Origin of the sequence: Faecousia sp., assembly GCF_048519415.1 — a bacterium.
In the GTDB taxonomy this organism is placed as follows: Bacteria; Bacillota; Clostridia; order Oscillospirales; family Oscillospiraceae; genus JAZOXB01.
This window is the reverse complement of sequence record NZ_DBFZUT010000094.1, coordinates 1-14,230: the sequence shown is the minus strand read 5'-3', so window position 1 is coordinate 14,230 and position 14,230 is coordinate 1. Positions and strand designations below refer to the sequence as shown.

Genomic DNA, 14,230 nt, shown 5'->3' with positions numbered 1-14,230 from the left:
AAAGAAAGACTCGCACGGGCAGGATACTACAGTATCCTAGACCGGTACGAGTCTGTGCACTTATGCGATTGAACCGCCGTGTACCGAACGGTACGCACGGTGGTGTGAGAGGACGGGACTAAACGTCCCTCCTACTCGGTTATTTTTCCTTGGCGTAAGCCACCACGATGCGGCGGTGCGGCTCAGAGCCGGTGGAGAAGGTCGTGACCTCGGGATAATCCTGCAGAGCGGCATGGATGACATGGCGCTCATAGGCATTCATCGGCTCGAGGGTGAAGTTGCGGTGGTACTTCACGGCCTTGCCCGCCATCTTGGCGGCCAGATGCTGCAGCGCTTCCTCGCGCTTGAGGCGGTAGTCGCCCGCGTCGACGCTGACGCGCACGCGCGTCTCGTTGTCGCGGTTGATGGCATAGCTCGTCAGATACTGGATGGCGTCGAGCGTTTCGCCGCGGCGGCCGATGAGCATGCCGACATCACCGCCGACCAGCTCAGCGCGGTAGCCGCCCTCCTCCGTGCGATAGGCATGGGGCACGGCGGTGGAATTCATGTGGGTCAGCAGGCCGGTGAGGAACTTCTCGATCTTTTCCTCCATGGAGCCCTCGGGGGCGGGGGCATATTCCTTCGGCGCGGCAGGGGCGGGCTGCTGCGGCTTTTCCGGGCGCGGGGCGCGCGGCTTTTCCTGCTTCGGGGCCTGCGGGCGCTCCTGCTTCTCGGGGCGGACGGGCTTTTCGGCGGGCTTTTCCTGCTGCTTCGGGGTTTCGGCATTCTGCGGCTTGCGGCGCTCCTGACGCGGACGGCGCTCGCGGCGGGCAGGCTGCTGCTCCTCCGGCTCGATCTTCTTGCCGGGGCGGGAGATGATGCTCGAGGTGATCTCGGGGCGCTCCTTCGGCTTCGAGCGGGAGGCGGACGAGAGCACACTCATCGGAGCCTCGGGCTTCTTGGGCTCGTCCGGCACCTCATAGGTCACCTTGACCTTGGCGGGCGAAGCGCCGATGCCGAGGAAACCGGATTTCGCATTCTCCAGCACCTCGACGGACACGCTGTCGCGGTCCATACCGAGCTGCTGCAGCGCCGCCGTAACGGCAAGATCGATGGTCTTACCGGTCGTGACGATAAACTTTTCCATGATTATTCGTTCTCCTCATGTTTCGTGTAATGCTCGGAGGAATAGGCGCGGCCGCGGCTGAAGGGACGCTCGGGATCGCCGCTGAGCACTTCGGCAGCTTCCTCGGGCGCAAGCCCGGCGGCAGCGCGCTTTTTGGCTTCAAAATCCTTGGCAGCGGCCTCGCGCCCCTGGCGCTCCCGGAGCTGCTGCTTCTTCTTGCTGGTGTTCTCCGTGATGCCCTCGGGGTTGGCGGCACGGCGGGCGGCGCGGATGCGCTCCTTCTCCGCCTCCTCAGCGGCGCGCTGCGCAGCCTTCTCGCGGCGGACGACGTCCTCTGCGTCATAGATCTTGCGGTAGTGCTTCGTGAGGAACATATCCTGCACGATGCCGAACAGCGACTGCGTCAGCCAGTAGATCGACAGGCCGAGCGGGACGATAAAGCCGAACCAGATGGACATGAGCGGCATGAGGAGGTTCATCATCTTGTTGGTCTGGGCAGACTTGGCGGCGGCTTCGTCCTTTTCGCCGTTGGCGTTGGAGATAACGGAGCCGTTCATCTTCTGGCTGATGAACATCGACAGATAGTTCAGACCGCCGGAGAGCAGCGGGACGATAAAGCCGCCGATATCGCTCCAGCCCTTGGCCTGCCAGACCTTCCAGCTCGGGATCTGGCCGAGGTTGATGCCGAGGAAGGAAAAATTGATGGACGAGACGCCCATGACGGCTTCGCGCATGGAGGCGTCGGTGAGCTGCAGAGCATATTTCTGCAGATCGGCAGCCGGGCCATACTGCCAGTAGTAGCCGAGCTTGCTGACCTCGACGCCCTGCTCCGTGGCCACGATGGCCTTGAGGGCATCGACGGTCTCCGTATTCAGGTGCATCAGGTAGTGCAGCGGTTCACGGATGACAGTGTACAGCGGCAGAAGGAACAGCAGCGGCAGGAACGACCACAGGCAGCCGCCGTACATGCTGACGCCCTCGGACTTATAGAGGGCCATGACCTCCTGCTGATATTTCTGCTTGTCGTCTCCGCAGGCAAGCTCCAGCTGCTTGAGCTGCGGCTGCAGGCGGGACATCTTCATCATGCTCTTCTTGCTCTTGGCGCTGAACGGCAGAAGGATCAGCTTGACAACGAACGAGAACAGAATGAGCGCAAGGCCGTAGTTATTCAGGAATCCATAGAAGAATTCCAGCACATAGCCAAAGGGAACGCGGATAAAATCCATGAAAGGCCTCCTCTTGGCCGCGCACGGCGGCCGGACGGAACGGGTGGGCGGAGATCCGCCGGGTGATCACGGCACGGGATCATAAAAATCGCCGTGGTTGAAGGGGTTGCACCGCAGCAGGCGCTTGAACGTGAGCCAGCCGCCCCGAAGGGCGCCGTATTTTTCGATGGCCTCAAGGCCATATTCCGAGCAGGTCGGGATGAACCGGCACTTGCCTGGAAAGGCGGGAGAGATATACTTCCGATAAAAGCGGATGAGCGCCAGCAGGACGCGCTTCATTGCGCGGCCTCCTGCATCAGGCCCGTCCGCCCGGCGAGCGTCAGAAACGCCCGCGTCAGCTCTGCGAAATCCGCCTCCATCGCGCGGCTGCGCGCGACGATCACGATGTCATAGCCCGGCAGGAGCTCCGCCTCGTGCAGGCGGTAGATCTCGCGCAGGCGGCGGCGCATGCGGTTGCGCTCGACGGCGTGGCCGAGCTTGGCACTGACGGTCAGGCCGAGGCGGCTGTGACCGGTGCCGTTGCGCAGGCAGTAGACCACGAGCAGGCGGTTGCCCGCCGTGGCGCCGCGGTGATACAGGCGGCGGAAAACATGGTTTTCCTTCAGAGAAACAGTATGCAGCAAGTCGGAACCTCCCGGCAAAGCAAAAGGGCGAACAGAGACTGTTCGCCCTTCACGTTACAATTCAAGCAGACGGTGCGGTCTCGGCTCCTCAGGCGGACAGGACGGCTCTGCCTTTTGCACGACGGCGGGCAAGAACCTTGCGGCCGTTTGCAGTAGCCATTCTCTTGCGGAAACCATGGACCTTTGCGCGGTGACGCTTTCTGGGCTGATAGGTACGCAGCATCTTCGTGTACACCTCCTGTTAGATTATGCTCAACAGCCGGACTCCGGCCGCAGCAATCGAGAATCATCATGCGCAGGCATGGATGCAATAAGCAAGCATGGATGCGCAATTGATATTATATCGCAGCACCCGGTAGAAAGTCAACCGGAAGTTTTGAATTTTGTGCGAAAATTCCGGGCTTTTCTGTGATTCCGTTGCGGAACGACCTGCTCCGGTTACTCAGCAGTCTCTACAAAGCGGCATGCTCATGCAGCGCGGGCCGCCGCGGCCGCGGGACAGCTCGCCGCTCGGGATGCGCAGCACCTCGATGCCGTGCTCCTCGAGCAGACCGTTGGTGACATAGTTGCGATCATAGGCCACGACGCGGCCGGGGCTGACGCACAGTGTGTTCGAGCCGTCGTTCCACTGCTCGCGCTGGGCCGCGATCTGGTCACCGCCGCCGCAGCGCAGCAGCGTGACGCGCTCGACGCCGAGTGCAGAGGCCAGTGCCTCCTCGAGCGGCATGTCCAGCCGCCGCGCAACGGGCGCGCCGCCGCGGCCGGGCGTCAGCTCGAACATCTCCAGCTCGTCGAGAATGGAGGGGTGGATGAGAAACTTGTCCGTGTCGATCTGCGTCAGCACGGTGTCCAGATGCATGAAGGCGCGGGTGCTGGGGATATCCAGCGCCAGCACGCGGCGCACCTCGCCCGCCTCGTCCTGGAAAATATTATAGGCCAGCCGCTCAACGGCCTCCGGCATGGTGCGCTGGGAGATGCCGACGGCGATTGTGTCGGCGCTGAGGTTCAGGATATCGCCGCCCTCAAGGGTGTAGGGCTCGTCCGGCGTGTAGTAAAACGGCACCTTGCCCGCGTAGTCGGGGTGATAGTGCAGGATATAGTTTCCGTAGATCGTCTCGCGGTTGCGCGTGACGGAGTACATGTGGTGCAGGGCGACGCCGCGGCCGATGGACGCGAACGGATCGCGCGTGAAATAGAGGTTCGGGATCGGCTCAAGCACGAAGTGCGTGCGGTCGTTGCGCAGGGAGGCCAGCGAGTGGTTCTGGTGCAGGGGCAGCTCGTCGAAGCGGACGCCCGTCATGGTCTTGCGGATGAGCTCGCGCGTGTTGGGACAGGCCAGCAGAAGCTCCGTGAGGGCCTCGCGGTAGCTGGCGGCCACGCAGCCGCTGCTGCGGATAAAGTCCTCGACGAAGCGGCGGCGCAGGCTGTCGCTCAGGGCCAGCGTCTCCGCGGCCAGATCGGTAAGATAGACGACCTCCACGCCGCTGTCGCGCAGCACCTGCGCAAAGCGGTCATGCTCCGTCTGCGCGCCGCGCAGGTAGGGAATGTCGTCAAACAGAAGGCGCTCCATCGAATTGGGGACGAGCTGCTCCAGCTCCCGGCCGGGGCGCTGCAGCAGGACTTTCTTCAGCGGGCGGACTTCGCTTCTCACATCAATGGCCATGCGGATCGCTCCTCTTATCAAAAATTTTTGAGTTTGCCTTTGATTTTGCTTAGTGTATCACGATTTTTTTCGAAACGCAATTCTTTTTCTGCCGCAATTCTTTCCGTTCTCCGGATTTCCATGCAAGAAATCCAACAAAATGCGGATAAATTTTTGCAGCTCCCGGCACCGTGTTTTTCCACTGTTTTCCAAAGCCCGGTTTTTCCGAAAAAATGCCCCTCCCGCAGAATCTGGGAGAGGCATAAATATTCTCAAAAATTATTTTCAGAACGAAGGCGTGTTCTGACCGTTTCCTGATCAGCAATATCCGCGAAATCGGAGTTCACAAAAATTGTGCCATCGACTGCGGCTCCAATTCTCTCTCGTATTTGCTTTGAGAATCCGTTTGCCACGATGCTCGCCTCCTTTTTTGTCCCGAATATTATATATTATTCGGGACATTTTCGCAACAGGCAGACAATGATGCTTTCAGTTTTCCCAATTACAAAAGCGGCTATACCGGGCGATCGGCCTGCACTTTATACGAGCCCGCACAGGAGCGCTTCTCCCTTGTCCAGAATTTCCTCCGGGAAGGTGAACGTCGGTGCATGCAGCTCGATGCCGCCGGTGCCGAGGAAGAAGAACACGCCGGGCGCATGGCGCTGATATTCCGAAAAGTCCTCCGTGATGCACGTCGTCTCCGCCTCGGCGATCGGGAAGCGCTTCCGCACCTCGGCCAGCAGGGCCGCGTCGTTCGTCACGGGCGGATAGCCGGAGCTGCACGTCATGGTCACGGTGCAGCCCGTCTCCTCGCCGACGGCCCAGCCGATGGCCTGCGCCTGCTCCCAGAGCGCGGCATACAGCCCGTCGTCCAGGCAGCGCAGCGAGCCCTCAAGATGCGTGTGGTCGCTCACGGCGTTGCGGGCGCTGCCGCTTTCCATTTTGCCGAAGCGCAGCAGGCAGGGCTTGCCCTCGGCCAGTGCATACAGCCGTGTCAGCAGACGGGCGGCGGCGTCCAGCGCGTCGCAGCCCTCGGCAAAGCGGGCCAGATGGACGGATCGGCCCGTGATCTCCACCGTCAGCTCGCACGAGCGCGACATCATCGCTCCGGCGCGCGAGGCGATGACGCCCGCGGGCAGCTCCGGCCAGAGATGCATGCCGAAGACGCGCGTTACATGATACCGCTCCAGCAGGCCCGTCGCGCAGATTGGCGCAGCGCCGCCCGTCGTCTCCTCGGCGGGCTCAAAGATCAGAAGGACGTTCCGCTGAGGCCGGACCTCTCCTGCCGCCAGACGGCGCGCCAGCCCGAGCACCATGGCCATATGACCGTCATGCCCGCAGGCGTGCATACGGCCCGGATGGGCGGATGCAAACGGCAGACCGGTCCGCTCCGTCACGGGCAGGGCATCCATGTCGCTGCGGACGGCGACGGTCTCGTCCTTTCCAAGGTCAAAATAGGCGCACACGGCGTCCTCCCACGGGGCCAGCAGCGTGCAGGGCATTTCGGCCAGCGCCCCGCGCAGATAGGCCGCCGTCTCCGGCAGGCGGCAGCCTGTCTCCGGGATGCGGTGCAGCGCGCGGCGGTCCTCCGATAAGGTCTTCATGGATATTCCCCCTTTTGCCGCATTATATCACGCCCGCCGGACAATTGCAATGCGCGCCCGCCTGTGGTACAATATTGATAATCACGCCAGAGCGTATAATTTTAATGAGCAGAAAATAAACGGGCAGTCCCGCGCGGTCCGGCAAGAGCCTTCGGCGAGAGATTTTCCGTCGAGGCGAGGCTTGGAAGGTGCAGGCGTACTTTGTGTACTCCAAACCTTCCAAACCGATGGATCGGCGAAAAAGATCCGCCGCAGGCCGAAGCCGGGCCGCGCGGGACTGCCGTCAAAAATGGAGGAATGACCGGAAATGAGTGGGATCTCGGGACAGGTCTGCCTGCGGCGCGGCGAGACGCTTGCCGCCGGCTGCTGCTGGATCTATGACAATGAAATCGACTGGGCGGACGACACCTGCGAGGACGGCGGCCTTGTCGAGGTGCTCGACAGCCGTATGCGCTATCAGGGCACGGGCTTTTTCAACCGCCGCTCCAAGATCACGGTGCGGCTCGTCTCACGCGAGCGCGGCGAGATCATCGACCGCGCATTCTGGGAGCGCCGCATCCGTGCGGCATGGGAAAACCGGCAGGCACTGGGCTTTTCGAACGCATGCCGCGTCATTTTCGGCGAGCCGGATGGCCTGCCCGGCCTGACGGTGGACAAATTCGGCGACTGCCTGTCGTTCCAGATCGTCTCGCTCGGTATGGAGCGCATGCGGGATGATATTCTCGCCATTCTGGCCGAGGTGTTCCGGCCGCAGTGCATTTATGAGCGCGACGACCTTGCCGTGCGCGAAAAGGAGGGCATGGAGCAGCGCAAGGGCTGCGTCTACGGCGCGGTCCCACCGGAGCTCATCATCCGTGAGCACGACGCCCTCATGGCCGTGGACATCGAAAACGGCCAGAAGACCGGCCACTTCCTCGACCAGCAGGAAAACCGCGGCCATCTGCGGCCATATTCCGCCGGGCGGACGGTGCTGGACCTGTGCTGCCATACGGGCGGCTTCTCCATCCACGCGGCACTGTACGGCGCGGCGCGGGTGCAGGCCGTGGACGTTTCGGAGACGGCCCTTGCCATGGTGCGCGGGAACGCTGCGCGCAACGGCGTGGCCGACCGTGTCGAGACCGTCTGCGCCAATGTGTTCGATCTCGTGCGGCAGGATTGCGAGGAGGGCAGACAGTTCGGTCTTGTTATCTGCGACCCGCCCGCCTTTGCCAAGAGCCGCAGCGCCCTCGACGGCGCGTATCGGGGCTATCGTGAGCTGAACCGCCGCTGCATGCAGCTGACGGAGCCGGGCGGCTTCCTTGTGACGTGCTCGTGCAGCCAGTTCATGACGCAGCCGCTGTTTGAGCAGATGCTCACGGAGGCCGCGAAGGGCGCGGGGCGGCAGGTCCGCCTGCTCGAGCGCCTCATGCAGTCGCGTGACCATCCGGCCACGCTGGGCGAGGAGCACTCCATGTATCTCAAGGGCTGTATCCTGCAGGTGCTGTGATGATGAAAATTCTTGTGGTAGAAGACGAGCGCCTGCTGGCTGATTCGCTGCAGACGCTGCTGACGGGCCGGGGCTTTTCCGTCGATACGGCGAACGACGGCCTGACCGGCCTGGAATATGCAAAAACGGACGTCTATGATCTCGTGATCCTCGACGTCATGATGCCGGGGCTCGACGGCTATACCGTCGCCAGCCGCCTGCGCGCGGAGCACCATGCCGTGCCCATCCTGATGCTGACGGCAAAGTCCGATCTCATGGACCGCGTGGCCGGGCTGAACGCCGGGGCGGATTATTATCTGACAAAGCCGTTTGATTCCCGCGAGCTGCTGGCCTGCGTCGGCGCGCTGCTGCGCAGACAGGGCGAGCAGGTCGACGAGCTGACGTTCGGCAACACGGCCCTCGACCTCTCGGCCGGGATGCTGCGCTGCGGCAGCAAAAGCGTGCGCCTGTCTGCGCGGGAATTCGACGTCATGCGCATCCTGCTGCAGGCGAAGGGCGGCAACGTCTCGAAGGAGACGCTGCTCGAGCGCGTCTGGGGCTTTGACTCCAACGCCGTGGAGAATCATGTGGAGGTCTACGCCGGCTTCCTGCGGAAAAAGCTCGCGAGCATCGGCTCGAACGTCCGCATCGAGGCCATCCGGCGGCTGGGCTATCATCTGGAGGTGGCGGAGGTATGATCCGGAAGCTCCGCGTCAAGCTCGTGTGCATCCTCATGGCCCTGCTGACCGTGATGCTGGGCGTCACGTTCGGCCTTGTGCTGCATTTTACGCAGCAGAGCCTTGAGGCCGAGAGCCTGCGCACGCTCGAGGCGCTGGCAAACAACTGGCAGACGGCCTCCAGCCCCGGTTTGGACGACGGCACGCGCGTGCCGTATTTTGCGCTGGAGATCAATGCACGCGGCGACATCATCACGACGCGCGGCGGCTATTTTGACCTGAGCGACCGCGAAAAGCTGCAGAAGCTCATCGACATCGCCGTGAATTCCGAGGACGACATCGGTGAGGTGCCGGATTACGGCCTGCGGTTCTACCGCGTCGTCACGCGCACGAGCTGGCGCGTCGTTTTTGCCGACACCTCGGCCGAGACGACGACGCTGCACAGCCTCATCCGCACGCTGGCCATTGCGAGCGCGGCGGCTCTTGCGGTGTTCTTCGTCATGAGCCTGCTGCTGGCGCGCTGGCTGGTGCGGCCCGTTGCCAGGGCGTGGGACCAGCAACGGCAGTTCGTGGCGGACGCCTCGCACGAGCTGAAAACGCCCCTGACCGTCATTCTGACGAATGCGGAGCTGCTGCAGGCGCCGGGCTACGACGCCCCGGCCCGCTCCCGCTTTGCCGGGAGCATCCTCACGATGTCGCAGCAGATGCGCGGCCTTGTGGAGAGTCTGCTGGAGCTGGCCCGCGTGGATGCCGGGCGCGCGCAGGATGCGCAGACGGAGCTGGACCTGAGCGCCCTCGTGAACGACGCCCTGCTGCCGTTCGAGCCGGTGCTGTTCGAGGCCGGGCACACGCTGACGGCCCGCGTGGAGGACGGTATCCGTGTGCGCGGCAATGCCGCACAGCTGCGGCAGGTCGTGGAGATCCTGCTGGACAACGCCCGCAAATACGCCCAGCCGGGCGGCTGGGTGCTGCTGACGCTTGTGCGGCAGGGCGGGCGGCACTGCGTGCTGTCTGTTGCCGATCCCGGCGCGCCGCTCACTCCGCAGGAGTGCCGCGATATTTTCAAGCGCTTTTACCGCGTCGACCACGTCCGCGCCATGAACCACAGCTACGGGCTGGGCCTTGCCATCGCCGCCCGCATCGCCGAGGCGCACCGCGGCCGCATCTGGGCCGAGAGCAGCGGCGGCATCAATACGTTCTATTTTACGATTCCAATATAATGTGCGTTGTAGGGGAGCGGCATGCCGCTCCCGGCGCTGCACCTGCGTCTAGTACAGGCCATCGTTAAAATAGTGAATGCCCCCGACTTGTCATTGCGAGGGCGCTTCGCGCCCGTGGCAATCTCGGGAAGGCACTTGCAATTCGTACAGGCTGCCGTTAAAAACGTAAAAGCCGATTGCGTCTGTAGCGGCGGTCAGTGACCGCCTTTGGCAGCAGCAGATTTGTGCGCACTGTCGCCGACCGCACACGCCGTTGTAGGGGAGCGGACAGCCGGCCCCGGCGCAATGCTGCCGATCTGAACAGCCTATCGTTATAATGGTGAATGCTCCCGACGTGTCATTGCGAGGAGCGAAGCGACGTGGCAATCTCGCAGAACACGGCCGGACAACAGGGAAGCCATCGGCGAAATCGCAACTGCCTGCATGAGATTGCCACGGCCCCGTTGGGGCCTCACAATGACAAACCTGGGGGCCTTGCGCCATAGAAGCGGTGCCGCAAATACAGCAAGCTCCCCGGCAAATGGCCGGGGAGCTTGTTTTTGTGCCTGTTTACCTTTTACTTTTCCTTCGGTGCCTCTGTGGCAATCTCGATGAGGCTGTCATCCGCCTTATTGAGGACGGCCGTGCCCTTCTCGCCGACGGTGAGGATGCCCTCGTACTTCTCGCCCTTGGCGACGGAGTTTTTGAGCGTCCACAGCACGGCGGGATCGTCGACCTCGCCCGTGATGGTGTAGGTCGTGAACGTGACGGTCTCTTCGTCGTGGAAGGCTGTCTTCGTGACCACGTTCACAAGGACGAGCGTGTTGTCGTCCACGCCGAGATAGTCGGCCAGCCTGTGGTTCAGCGCGGCGCGCTCGTCGCTTTCGAGCGAGGTGGCGTGGTTGCGCGTGTTGTAGTCATACCATGCATAGCCCGCCGTGGCGCACGAGCCGACGATCAGCAGCGCCAGCAGGAAGGCGACGAGGCGGCCGGTGATCTTCAGCTTCTTCGGCGGCTCATACGTCAGCTTCATACGGTAGGTCAGCGGGGTGATGACGTTCAGGAACAGGATGAGAAGCAGCGACTCGATCGGGAAGAGCACGAGGTTCTTGCAGATGCGCGGCAGGTCGAAGATCGCATAGGACTTGCCAAGGACCATCTGGTAATACAGCAGCATGATCGGTGTCTGAATGACGATGTTCACGAAGAAGCTCACGCAGAAGCGGGAGAGCGTCACGCGAAGGTTCGTCAGCGGCGCACGGTACAGGAACAGAGCAAAGATCAGGGAACCGGCGATCTCCGTGAAGATGAACGGGAAGAAGTACACGCCGGTCGGGAACAGGATACAGCCAAGCGTATCACTGATGGCCGCCGCAATGATAGCAACGACCGGGCCGAAGATCATCGCGCCGAGCGCATTGACGAAAAAGCCGAGGTTGATCATCAGCGTCGGGGGCGCAATCGGAATGGCGACGGACTTCAGTGCCACGCGGACGGCGATGAGGATGGCCGCGACGGCGAGCATGCGGACCTTGCCGAGCTCACGGGCAGCGTCACGCCAGTAGGCCTTGGAAAACGGCGAGGCATACAGGCCGGGAGCGAGCACTTTCTTTTCAGCAGCCATGCCCGATCCCTCCTCTCCGGAATGACGGACGGGCGGCCGCGCGCAGGCCGCAGGTGAACAGCTTGGTTGACATAAAAAATTCCTCCTTACGGAATGAGAGCGTGCGGACGCACCCCATTGCGCAGGGGGGTAAAAAAGATCCGCCACTCCCCGGAGCGTGGCGAATGCACCCTCCGATAAAATGGAGGAGGTTCAATATGCGATGCTATCCCCGGAATGCACGGGGATCTTGCTCAGGCGGTTGCGGTAACCGTATCGCGGAGCCGAAGCTCCTTCGCCCGGCGGCAACCTCCCATCCGACCGGTACTTAACGCACAGTTCCTACTCCCTGCAGCATCGTTTTATGGATATTATTGTATCGATTTTTTTCGAAAAAGCAAGCCCCAATTTTGCAAAAGGCGGAAAATTTTTCCGGAATGGACGGACTGCCGATAAAACGTACAGACCGATCGCGTTCTGCACCTGTAGCGGCGCTCATGGAGCGCCTTGTACGGGGTAATTAAATTGCGTGAGGGAACTGATGTACCACAGCACTACCTGACGTGTCATTCCGAGGAGCGAAGCGACGTGGGAATCTCGCAGTACACGGCAGGATAACAGGGCGATTCCGGCGAAAACGTAACTGCCTTCCCGAGATTGCACCCCAAGGGCACTTCCTCGCGCTTCGCGCTCAGGGCGCCACGTCGGCCTACGGCCTCCTCGCAATGACAAACTTGGTGGCCGCATGCCACAGAATCCATGCGGCACATGCTACCAGCCTGCATGGCGCTCAATGAGCGCCGCTACAGACGCAATTGGTTGGTGCATTTTTGCCGGAAGCCGGTACGGATCGGCAGCATTGCGCCGGGAGGAGCATGCCCCTCCCCTACAACGCACGACTGGAACCCTACAGCCTCTCTCCGATGGCATTGGACAGGGCAGCGAAGCCCTCGAGGCCGAGCGTTTCGCCGCGGACATTGGCAGGCAGACCGCATGCGGCCAGCACGTCGGTCAGCTCCGCCTTTGTCAGCTGCGGAAAGCCGGAGGCCAGCCCGTTGACGAGCGTCTTGCGGCGCTGGGCAAAGCTGGCGCGCACCGTGCGGAAGAACAGCGTCTCGTCGCGGATGTCCGCGGGCGCGGGCCGCGTGCGCAGGCAGACGACGGCGCTCGTCACCTTCGGCTGCGGGATGAAGCACGAGGCCGGGACGTCAAACAGCAGCTCCGGCGCGGCGTGGTACTGGCAGAGGATGGAGAACGCGGAGTAGTCCGCCGTTCCGGGCGCGGCGCAGATGCGGCGCGCGACCTCCTTCTGCACCATGACGGTCACGGCGGAGAAGCAGCGGCTCTCCAGCAGGCGCGTCAGGACCGGAGACGTGATATAATACGGCAGGTTGGCACAGGCGGCGGGCGTCAGGCCGGGGAATTCCGCCTGCACAAGGGCCGGAAGGTCCATTTTCATGGCGTCGGCAAAGTGGATGGTGAGGTTGTCGAACTCGCCCACGGTCTCCGCCAGCACGGGGCGGAGCGTCGTGTCCAGCTCGATGGCCGTCACACGCCCGGCACGGAGACACAGTTCCTGCGTCAGCGGGCCGAAGCCGGGGCCGATCTCCAGCACGCCGGTTGAACGGTCAATGCCGGCCTCCTGCGCGATGCGCTGCGGCACCCACCGCTGCGTCAGGAAATTCTGCCCCTTCGCTTTGGAAAAATGAAATCCGTATTTCTCAAGCAGCGCGCGGATCACGCGCGGATCGCACACATCCAGCATGGCAAACGCCCCCTTTTCCTGCCCATTGTAGCAGAACCGCCGCCGGTTTGCAACTGCGAATCGGCGGCCGCACCGGCCTCCTCGCAATGACAAATCTGGGGGGCCTTGCGCCAGAAGCAATGCAGCGCATGCTGCAAGCCTCCATGGCGCTCTCCGAGCGCCCCTAAAAATACGGAAGCCGCCCCGTTGTCGAGGCGGCTCCCGATGATCTCGGGTGAGATAAACAAAGGGCAGAGCTCCGCATGGAAGTTCTGCCCTTTGCAAGCTGCGTTCCCACAACGTTCCGGATGCCCACTTCCGTTCGGCCGTGTCGCGCATGGCAGGAATAAATAAAGTGCATAACACTTTATGACAGACTCCACCACTTATTTCCTGCAAGCGTATTATATGATGGGCGGCCTGTCCTGTCAATGCGCAGATTGCATAGAAAATTCTGTGCAAACCAACCAGCTTTCTCTACATAATTTTACAAAATCATGGATGTTTTCCACAAAATTAACCAATGCTACATGAAAAAGGAATGCAAAATACGCCCTAAATTACAATATCTCTGTAGCAAACTTGACGAAGACGGTATGTCAAATCGAATAAAAAATGCGCCGCCGAAGCAGCGCATTTTTTAGGGAAGCTCTGATCAGAAGCCCTGCAGGGCCTGACGGACCTTTTGGGTCAGCCGAACAGATCGCCGAGACCGGACAGAACGTCGTTGATGTCGTAGGAATAGCAGGCGTGCAGGAACCAGTCGCGCAGGCCGCTCACAACATAGTAGCCGGCGATGCAGAACGCAACGCACAGCAGGATAGTTACGAGGTTCAGCTTTACCCCGTAGACCTGCAGCAGTGTGCCGACGGTGACGACGGCCCACACGGCAAACGACGCGACGCCGAGCAGGGAGATGAGGCCGGGGTACACGAGCAGCAGCACGATGGAGCCGGCGGCCAGCGTTGCGGGGAACGTCATGCCGAGGCCGGAGGAGGCGAGCATTCCCTTAAAATCGGACGGGACCTTCGCCACCTTCGTCAGAACGAGCGTGGCCAGCAGCGTGAGGCCGAAGCCGGCGACGGGCATGAGCAGACTCGCGCCGAGCCATGCGACGGCCGGAAAATGGTAGTCCAGGCGCAGCGCATACACGAGCGTGGCAAAGAACACGGCGATGTACGTCACGGCGGCCATCAGGATGCCGCTGAGGAAGTCGTGCTTTTCCACGGCCTTGCGCGTCGTGCCGATGGGGTCCTTGCAGTAGCTCAGCCACAGCTGGGGAAGCCCCTTGATTGCAAGGCCGAAGGCGCTCGGCTCCTTTGGAGCCTGCGGCTGCTGATAC

14 protein-coding genes and 1 riboswitch are annotated in these 14,230 nt (G+C 62.0%); of the genes, 3 read left to right on the top strand and 11 right to left on the bottom strand.

Going from position 1 to position 14,230, the window contains the following annotated elements:
- Nucleotides 1–139: 139 nt before the first annotated feature.
- The 8 genes from jag to ACMKFF_RS09505 all read right to left on the bottom strand — a co-directional run bounded on the left by jag (nt 140) and on the right by ACMKFF_RS09505 (nt 6,200).
- Complete coding sequence (gene jag / locus ACMKFF_RS09540; RefSeq protein ID WP_419496785.1) at nt 140–1,126, bottom strand: RNA-binding cell elongation regulator Jag/EloR; 987 nt, start codon at nt 1,124–1,126, stop codon at nt 140–142.
- A 2-nt stretch (nt 1,127–1,128) separates the two neighbouring features.
- Nucleotides 1,129–2,331 carry a YidC/Oxa1 family membrane protein insertase gene (locus tag ACMKFF_RS09535; RefSeq protein WP_419496784.1) on the bottom strand — a complete coding sequence of 401 codons (1,203 nt, stop codon included), beginning with the start codon at nt 2,329–2,331 and terminating at the stop codon, nt 1,129–1,131.
- A 66-nt stretch (nt 2,332–2,397) separates the two neighbouring features.
- Nucleotides 2,398–2,610 (bottom strand): membrane protein insertion efficiency factor YidD, encoded by a 213-nt coding sequence (gene yidD / locus ACMKFF_RS09530; protein WP_349135387.1) that lies wholly within the window; start codon nt 2,608–2,610, stop codon nt 2,398–2,400.
- Entirely contained in the window at nt 2,607–2,954 is a 348-nt protein-coding gene (rnpA, locus tag ACMKFF_RS09525) for a ribonuclease P protein component (RefSeq protein WP_367927843.1), read from the bottom strand. Before rnpA ends, yidD begins: the two co-directional genes overlap by 4 nt.
- Nucleotides 2,955–3,042: 88 nt before the next feature.
- The gene (gene rpmH / locus ACMKFF_RS09520) at nt 3,043–3,177 is read right to left on the bottom strand and encodes a 50S ribosomal protein L34 (RefSeq protein ID WP_349135385.1); all 135 of its coding nucleotides are present in this window, start codon (nt 3,175–3,177) and stop codon (nt 3,043–3,045) included.
- Nucleotides 3,178–3,396: 219 nt separating this feature from the next.
- Nucleotides 3,397–4,617 (bottom strand): arginine deiminase, encoded by a 1,221-nt coding sequence (gene arcA, locus ACMKFF_RS09515; RefSeq protein ID WP_417325181.1) that lies wholly within the window; start codon nt 4,615–4,617, stop codon nt 3,397–3,399.
- A gap of 251 nt (nt 4,618–4,868) precedes the next feature.
- Nucleotides 4,869–5,009 (bottom strand): hypothetical protein, encoded by a 141-nt coding sequence (locus ACMKFF_RS09510; protein WP_418487935.1) that lies wholly within the window; start codon nt 5,007–5,009, stop codon nt 4,869–4,871.
- Nucleotides 5,010–5,135: 126 nt separating this feature from the next.
- Nucleotides 5,136–6,200, bottom strand: a complete 1,065-nt coding sequence (locus ACMKFF_RS09505) for an amidohydrolase (RefSeq protein ID WP_419496783.1) — start codon at nt 6,198–6,200, stop codon at nt 5,136–5,138.
- Nucleotides 6,201–6,507: 307 nt separating this feature from the next.
- Between ACMKFF_RS09505 and ACMKFF_RS09500 the strand changes: the two genes are divergently transcribed.
- The 3 genes from ACMKFF_RS09500 to ACMKFF_RS09490 are packed head-to-tail and all read left to right on the top strand — an operon-like array spanning nt 6,508 to nt 9,562.
- On the top strand, nt 6,508–7,686 hold the full coding sequence (locus tag ACMKFF_RS09500) for a class I SAM-dependent rRNA methyltransferase (RefSeq protein ID WP_419496782.1): 1,179 nt from the start codon (nt 6,508–6,510) through the stop codon (nt 7,684–7,686).
- Nucleotides 7,686–8,363, top strand: coding sequence for a response regulator transcription factor (locus tag ACMKFF_RS09495; RefSeq protein WP_349135377.1), 678 nt, complete (start codon nt 7,686–7,688; stop codon nt 8,361–8,363). The genes ACMKFF_RS09500 and ACMKFF_RS09495 overlap by 1 nt, the downstream gene beginning before the upstream one ends.
- Complete coding sequence (locus ACMKFF_RS09490; protein ID WP_419496781.1) at nt 8,360–9,562, top strand: sensor histidine kinase; 1,203 nt, start codon at nt 8,360–8,362, stop codon at nt 9,560–9,562. The genes ACMKFF_RS09495 and ACMKFF_RS09490 overlap by 4 nt, the downstream gene beginning before the upstream one ends.
- A 556-nt stretch (nt 9,563–10,118) precedes the next feature.
- Here the strand turns inward: ACMKFF_RS09490 and ACMKFF_RS09485 are convergent.
- The 3 genes from ACMKFF_RS09485 to ACMKFF_RS09475 all read right to left on the bottom strand — a co-directional run.
- Nucleotides 10,119–11,165 (bottom strand): folate family ECF transporter S component, encoded by a 1,047-nt coding sequence (locus ACMKFF_RS09485; RefSeq protein ID WP_419496780.1) that lies wholly within the window; start codon nt 11,163–11,165, stop codon nt 10,119–10,121.
- A gap of 234 nt (nt 11,166–11,399) precedes the next feature.
- A riboswitch (THF riboswitch) is annotated at nt 11,400–11,496 on the bottom strand.
- A 555-nt stretch (nt 11,497–12,051) separates the two neighbouring features.
- Nucleotides 12,052–12,909 (bottom strand): 16S rRNA (adenine(1518)-N(6)/adenine(1519)-N(6))-dimethyltransferase RsmA, encoded by an 858-nt coding sequence (rsmA, locus tag ACMKFF_RS09480; RefSeq protein WP_419496779.1) that lies wholly within the window; start codon nt 12,907–12,909, stop codon nt 12,052–12,054.
- A 669-nt stretch (nt 12,910–13,578) separates the two neighbouring features.
- Nucleotides 13,579–14,230 (bottom strand): hypothetical protein (locus ACMKFF_RS09475; protein WP_419496778.1); only part of this gene is annotated, 652 nt, incomplete at its 5' end.